Source organism: Dietzia sp. B44 (assembly GCF_014145245.1).
Classification (GTDB): domain Bacteria; phylum Actinomycetota; class Actinomycetes; order Mycobacteriales; family Mycobacteriaceae; genus Dietzia; species Dietzia natronolimnaea.
Genome location: NZ_JAALEF010000062.1, coordinates 1 through 6,871, shown reverse-complemented (window position 1 = coordinate 6,871; position 6,871 = coordinate 1). Strand labels below are relative to the sequence as shown.

General features: G+C 68.4%; 8 protein-coding genes. 3 read left to right on the top strand and 5 right to left on the bottom strand.

Annotation, left to right across the window (positions count from 1 at the left end):
* Together G6017_RS02755 and G6017_RS02750 are read right to left on the bottom strand one after the other, a co-directional pair.
* The coding region (locus G6017_RS02755) for a WXG100 family type VII secretion target (protein WP_182615821.1) at positions 1-1,045 on the bottom strand (1,045 nt) is incomplete at its 3' end.
* Between the two features lie 92 nt (positions 1,046-1,137).
* A complete protein-coding gene (locus tag G6017_RS02750) occupies positions 1,138-1,734 on the bottom strand; it encodes a DUF3558 family protein (RefSeq protein ID WP_347237932.1) in 597 nt (198 codons plus the stop codon).
* 142 nt (positions 1,735-1,876) lie between these two features.
* On the opposite strand from G6017_RS02750, the gene G6017_RS02745 reads away from it, so the two are divergent.
* The 3 genes from G6017_RS02745 (at position 1,877) to G6017_RS02735 (ending at position 4,587) form a co-directional block, all read left to right on the top strand.
* Entirely contained in the window at positions 1,877-2,878 is a 1,002-nt protein-coding gene (locus tag G6017_RS02745; protein ID WP_182615817.1) for a hypothetical protein, read from the top strand.
* Between the two features lie 12 nt (positions 2,879-2,890).
* The gene (locus G6017_RS02740; RefSeq protein WP_179523373.1) at positions 2,891-3,139 is read left to right on the top strand and encodes a hypothetical protein; all 249 of its coding nucleotides are present in this window, start codon (positions 2,891-2,893) and stop codon (positions 3,137-3,139) included.
* Positions 3,140-3,216: 77 nt separating this feature from the next.
* Positions 3,217-4,587, top strand: a complete 1,371-nt coding sequence (locus G6017_RS02735) for an HNH endonuclease signature motif containing protein (protein WP_182615815.1) — start codon at positions 3,217-3,219, stop codon at positions 4,585-4,587.
* Positions 4,588-4,610: 23 nt separating this feature from the next.
* On the opposite strand, the gene G6017_RS02730 is transcribed toward G6017_RS02735, so the two are convergent.
* The 3 genes from G6017_RS02730 to G6017_RS02720 all read right to left on the bottom strand — a co-directional run.
* Entirely contained in the window at positions 4,611-5,471 is an 861-nt protein-coding gene (locus tag G6017_RS02730; protein WP_182615813.1) for a cytochrome c biogenesis protein CcdA, read from the bottom strand.
* A complete protein-coding gene (locus G6017_RS02725) occupies positions 5,468-6,079 on the bottom strand; it encodes a TlpA disulfide reductase family protein (protein WP_182615811.1) in 612 nt (203 codons plus the stop codon). Before G6017_RS02725 ends, G6017_RS02730 begins: the two co-directional genes overlap by 4 nt.
* Before the next feature lie 3 nt (positions 6,080-6,082).
* On the bottom strand, positions 6,083-6,871 hold a 789-nt coding region (locus G6017_RS02720), incomplete at its 5' end, for a histidine phosphatase family protein (protein WP_241731341.1).

Genomic DNA, 6,871 nt, shown 5'->3' with positions numbered 1-6,871 from the left:
CGAGCAGGCTCGTCGTCGTCCCCGTGCCAGCACCTGCGCCGACCGCGGGGACTCCTGCCGGATTTCCTCCTCCCCCGGCGGCGGCGAGGGCGGCGTGGCCGGGCGCGGCCGGACCAGCGGGTCGGACGACCCCGTCCACGTTCCAGGCCGAGACCAGGTCGAGCCCACTCGCGCCACCCAGCGCGGACGTCGAGATCACGCGGTACGGGCTGGGTATGTCCAGGTCGGCGAGGTTGGCGTCCATCACCGCGGGGCTGTAAACGGTGTTGACGATCGCTCGTGCCTGTTCTTCGGCGGCCTCCTGGGCTGCGGCCATCGCGGCAGCGGATTCGAGGGTCGGAGGGCCGTGGACGTAGCCGAAGCCCGGGGTGTTGACCTGGGCGGCCTGGAGGGTTGCGGACTCCTCGCCGATCCGCGACTTGGTGGTGCTGAAACCGTCCTCGGCGGTGCTCGCCTTGGTGGCCACCACTTCGAGGACCGTGGCCAGTCTGTCTACCGATTCGGTGAATGATCCCACCGAGGCGCTGGCCTGGTTAGCGAACTCACCCTGCCACTGGCTGCCCAGTGCGTTGCCCAGGCCGCTGCGAAGGTTTGCCGCTGCCGTGTGGAGGCTTGTCGCGACGGTGCTGACTCGATCCCGCACCTGCTGGAACTGCGCCGGATCCAGAGCCTGTGCCCCGGAGACCATCTTCGCCAGTGGGGCGCCCGATACCTCCTCGGGTCCCACTCGGTCATACCCGTGCAGCGTGCTGGTCCCGTCGGCGGCGTCCAGCATCAGGAGGGTCGACCCGAGTGAGCCCATCAGTCCCAGGCTCTGCAGACCGGCCGGCTCCTGCGCCGCCTTCCCCAGCGCCGCTGCTACCGCCTCGTCCTGCGCCTCGATTAAACCGCCGGCGGCGGCGAAAAGCATGGCCATGGCCTTCGCCTGATCCACATAGCCGTTAAGCAAGGTTCGCAGGTCTTCTCCCACGAATAGCGAATACACGGTGCCGATTTGCCGGGCGGTGTCGAAAGCGCCGGGAGTTGAGGTTTGCACTTCGGTCACGTCGAAGTTCGAACCGTACCTGAGTGCATCTATGAACTCTCCACAAAGTTGAATGCAGCCCTCAGCTGCACCTTGATCGAGATGGACAGGCATTAGAAATCCTCCTGCGGAAGATGCATCATGATAGGACCGATCGCCTGGTCGAGCGCACCGCAAGCCTCGGAGAATCGATGGCCCCTGAACTCACTCAATCCGCCAACTAGGTCCAACTTGACCCAGACCGTCCCTCGGCCAGTGAAGAATAACTGAATACAAGTACTGTCCGAGTTGTCCCCCGTTTCAACTAATCGCAATCCGGGCCTACCGGAGACTTCATATTCTTCGTTTCTAATAACGAAATTGCGATCCGAAAGAAAGTCCTCGCGAGACTTCCAAGTAGAAACCGACGTGACGTGGACTTCACGATTCTGCCATCCACAAGTCATCAATTCGCCCGGCCGATGCCTGGCGAGGAGATCGCTCACCGCAACCGGCCCGCCGACCCCCTGCTCCACCGCCTCAATGGGAATTTCGGCACACGGGTCGAAGAGGGCGGGCCGCTGCTCTATCGGCAGATCCCAGGGGTTGATCGTCTCCTCGGCGGCCGCTGGGCTCGTCGTCGTCGCCTGGTCGTTGTCCTGACTCACTCCGCACGCGGACATCACCGCGCAGGCCGCGAGCGCGGCGGCTGGTCCTCTTAATGTCCCCACGATCTGTTTGACGCCCCGACCAACCAGATGGTTCCACCCGATTCGTGACGGCTCCTCCGAAGAATCCGTTCGGCGATGGAACCGGCCGCTGACGTGCCCCGTCGTACCTGGTGACGGAACACGAGTCACAGGAGGAGATCAGGTGACTTACTCGGCGGGCGCGGTGCGGCTATGGGATCCCCGCGGCGTGACGACGGCGTGTGTGACCAGCGCCGGTCGGCTCGCCATCGCCGAGGAGGCGCGCGGGGCCCTCTCCGAGGGGCGCCACAGCCTCGCCATGGGTTGGGAGGGCGTCGCCGCTGACGCGGTGCTGCATGCCGTCGACTCCGAGCTGCGCCACATCGACGCGCTTGCCGGCCATCTCGATGACCTGGTCAAGACCCTTGAACAGGCGGGTAATGCGCTCGACCCTGCGGTGCAGGTGGTTCGCGACCGGATCTCCGAAGCCCAGGCTCGCGGCCTGGTCGTCCGCGATGATTCGCTCGCGCCCGCTGCCGGCCGCGACGACATCACCCAGGCCGAGGTCGACGAGTATGCCGGGGCAATCGAAGAGGCTCTGGACGTCGTGGCCTCACTCGACCAGCACTACGGACGCGCACTCGACGAAATCGCCGCGCGCTTGCACGACGCGATCCCACCGGAGCCCAACAGGGGCCCGATCCCCGGCCCGGATGATCCTTGGCCCGGCGTCGCCGTCGACGCGCTCACCCGCGCCATGTCCGCGGGGCTCCCCAGGCGCGCCGACGAACTCGACCCCGTCACCCGCGGTCGGCATGTTCTCAACCCCGCCCCCGACGACTACGGCCGGCGGGCCAGCGCCGGACTTCGCTTCGTCGGGAAGGTCGCGGGCCCCCTGGGCACCGGGATGACGGTGTACGACGGCGTGAATCGGTTCGCCCGTGGCGAAGGAAGTGCCTTCGAGATCGCTACGGAGACCGGTGGCGCCTTGGGCGGCGGAATGGCGAGCGGGGCGCTGCTCGGAGCCAGTGGCGGCTCCTACGCCGGCCCCTACGGCGCACTCGTCGGGGCCGGCGCAGGGGCAGCGGCAGGATCCCCCATGGGCAAGAAGTTCGGCGAACTGGCCTACAAATCGGTGACCGAACATCATGACCTGCTGCTCCGGCAGTACCACTACGCGATCTAGAAAGGAACCCGGATGGACCACACCGAGAACGAAAGAGAACCTGCAGACGTCGGCGAGGGGGCCGAGGCGGACACGGACATCGACCCTCAACTGCAGCGCTGGGAGGAATTGGACCGCCGGGTGGCCTATCGCAGACAGCAGCTCAAGTCCGTGATCCAACCGTCCGACGTGGTGACCCTCATCGCGGCAGTCGTGATCTTCTACCTGTCGCTGGCCTGGTTGTTCATCTCGCCGATGATCAAGGCGTTCTGGCCCTGGTAACGGCCTCCGGATCGGTCGATACGCCGCGTGAACTGCGTCGACGGACAGTGTCGTACCCGGGTGATCTAATCGAACACATGAGCGATAACGGGAACGGCGACAGCGTGGGTGGAGAGTTGCGGGCGATCCTCGCCGCACTCGATCTGCACCTACAACGCGACTGGACCCACACCTCCTCGACGCAGCTGCACGCCGAGCTCGTCGCGCTCGAACAGGCCCAACGCCGGATCCGCGCGACCCAGGCCCGGGTCATGGCCGCGGCCCGGGAATCGGGCACCGCCCGCCAGATGGGCTTCGTCAACGACCGCCAGATGCTCACCGGTGGCCTGGGTCTGGCGCCCGGGGAGGCCCGCGGACGCCTCGACGATGCCGGGATCGCCGACTCCGCTCGCATGCGCGCCAGCGGTGCCGGCACGGTCTCGGCCGGGCAGCTGAGGATCATCGGTAAGGCGCTGGCCGCGCTGTCGGATGAGTGTGACGACGAGGTGCGCGATCGCCTGGAACAGCAACTGCTCGAGGCTGCCGAGAAGTCCACCACCCGGCAATTGCAGGAGCACGCGCACCAGCTACTCGACACCCTGGACCCGGGCCGCACCGAACGAGGTGCCGAAGAACGGGCCCGCCGCAGGTCGGTCTCATGCGGAGGCCAGGGACTGGACCTGATGGCCAGCGCCAGCATGACCATGGATCCGCAGCTGGCAGCCCTGATGCGCGAGGTGCACGCCCGCTGGGGCCAGCCCGGCCGATTGTGGCCTGACGCGGACGCGCCAGACACCCGGACCGACGGCCAGCGCATGCACGACGCGATGGTCCACGCCCTGCACCTGGCCCTGTCCGCCGACGCCCGCAAGACCGGAGCGCCGGCGGCGATCGTGGTGCGTGTCGACCTGGACCAGCTCACCACCCTTGCCGGCTGTGGCCTGACCGACGGCGGGATCCGCGTGCCCGTGCCCCAGGCGCTGGCGATGGCGCGCGGCAACCACTGGTTCCTCGCGCTGTGCGACCAGGAGCTGGACCTCAGGCTCTACCGCAGCCGCAGGACCGCCTCTCGATACCAACGGCTCGCCCTGTTCGCGGCGTACGGTGGCTGCACCCACCCGGATTGCGACCAGGACGCCAGACACTGCGAAGCGCACCACAGCGGATCACCCTGGTCAGCCGGAGGACTGACGAACATCGATCAACTCGCACTGGCCAGCGGCGACTGCCACGCCATGATTCACGACACCGGCTGGAGCACGATCCCCGACCGCACCGCGCCGCAGGGAGTCCGATGGATCCCGCCCGCCGGCACACCGCGGGCCGCCGACCCGCCGCCGGCCAAGGCGGGACCGCCACCGCTGACGTCACTCGAGGCGCCGATCCTGCCCTTCGGGCTCCTTCGCGACCTCGACCACGCCATCCACGCACGCCTCCGCGCGGCCGGCATCGTCGAGGAGGCCGCGTGACCGCGGGGGCTGTCAGGCGCCGCTCAGATGGGCAGGGTGGTGTCCGAGATGGCGAAGTCGCGGAGCCAGTCGATGAACAGGGCCCACGCGCCGGAGAGCAGCAGCAGGCCCACGATGATCAGCATGACGCCGCCGAACACCTGGATCGCGCGGGTGTGCTTCTGCAGCCACCCGACGGTCCGCATCGCCCAGGTGGAACCGAACGCGACCAACACGAACGGCAGCCCCAGACCCAGGCAGTACGCGACGATCAGCAACACACCCCGGGCGGCGTCGACACCCGTTCCCGCAGCCACGGAGAGCGCCGCGGCCAACGTCGGGCCGAGGCACGGCGTCCAGCCCAGCGCGAAGACGGCGCCCAGCATCGGCGCGCCGACCCACGTCGAGAGCGCCTTGGGCTGCATGCGCGTATCCCGCTGCAGGGTGGGCACGAGACCGATAAAGACGAGCCCCATCAGGATCGTCACCACGCCGCCGAGGCGCTGCAGCAACTCCTGCTGGGGCGCCAGGTACTGCACGGTGCCCAGCACCATGGCGCTGAGCGCCACGAAGACCACGGTGAACCCGCCCACGAACAGCAGCGATGCCACCACAACCCGCGTACGCGAGGAACGGCGGGTGCGGCGTTCCTCCAGGGTCATCGTCGCCGTGGCGGCTCGTTGGCGCTCCGCGGCGGCAACGGTGACCGGGGGACGGTCGGCGCCCACGACACTGGCCAGGTACGCCACGTAGCCGGGCACAAGTGGGATCACGCACGGCGAGGCAAAGGACACGAGCCCTGCCAGGACACACGCGCCCAGCGCCAGCAGGATCGGGCCGCTGGCCACGGTCTGCTGGAAGGTCTCGCCCACGCTCTGCGCGAGAAGGATCATCTCCGAGTTCACACCGGCTCGACCTCCTCGGCCAGGATCGCGGACACGGTGTCCCGCAGCTTGTCATCGGTGATCTCGGCCAGGTACACGGCGGCGACCCGGTGTTGCTTGTCCAGGATGATCGTCGCCGGGACGACGGACGTCGGGAAGCCGCGCAGTGCGGCCACCGCGGCGTTGCTCGGATCCCAGATCGAGGGGAACGTGATGCCGTTGTCCTCCACAAAGTCGACGGGCTTCTGCCGGTTAGGGTCCCGAAGGTTGATGCCGAACACGGTCGCGCCCTGCGGTTCGAACTCGTCCTGCAACCGCTGCAGATCGTCGGACTCGGCGCGACACGGGCCACACCACTGGCCCCACAAATTGAGGATCACGACCTGCCCCTCGAAGTCCTCCTGGACGTTGAGCGTGCGATCGGGGTCCAAAAGATCCGGACCGGTGAGAGTGGCGACGGGTTTGCGCTCGGATGGGGGGTCGTAGTGGATCTCCAGCTGACCGTCCGGGCTGACGAACTCGAACGTCTCGGGGCCCGTCACCACCGCGTCTGTGCCGGTCGCGCAGCCGCCGGTGGCGAGGGCGCCCGCGAGGAACAGGGCGCCGAGAGCGGCCTTGGGGCGTCGCATGGTTCAGGCTCCTGTCTGCGACGGGTCGGACGCACCCGCCGGTTCGGAGTAGACGATGTCGCGCAGCGTGGTGCCCTCGAAGACCAGAGAGGTGATCGAGGCCAGCGAGCACTGCCGCGAACGGGGGTCGTGCCACAACCGCCGGCCCTCGAGGAACCGCCGCGTGGTGTACACGGGCAGCTGGTGACTCACCAGGACAGCCTCGTGGCCGCGGGCGGAATCGAGGGTGGAGTACACCGCCCCGATCATCCGGTGCGCGATCTGCAGGTACGGCTCGCCCCACGAGGGTCGCAGTGGGTTGACCAGGATCGGCCAGTACCGCGGGTTGCGCAGCGCCCCTCCCCGGCCGCCGACCTTGTTTCCCTCGAAGCGGTTGTCGGCCTCGATGATGTCGGCGTCGATCCCCACCGGCAGGCCCAACGCCTCGGCCAACGGGGCGGCGGTCTCCTGGGCGCGCTGCAGCGGCGAGGCCACGATCGACACGATGTCGTGCCCCTGCCCGAGCGTGCGGGCCACGGTCTCGGCCTGACTGCGCCCCAGCTCGGAGAGCCGGAAGCCCGGCAGCCGGCCGTACAGCACGCCGTCGGGGTTGTGCACCTCTCCGTGGCGGACCAGGTGCACGATGGTCTGCGTTTCGGTCCCGCGGGCCGACGAGTCACGAGGTATCGACGACGACGAGACCGGTTCACCCGGAGCGGAGATCGTTCCCGGGGCGGCCCCGTACGCCTCGGCGCCCTCCTGCTGTCGCGGGGCGGAGGCTTCCGCGGGGCGCGCGGTAGCGGAGGGCCCGCC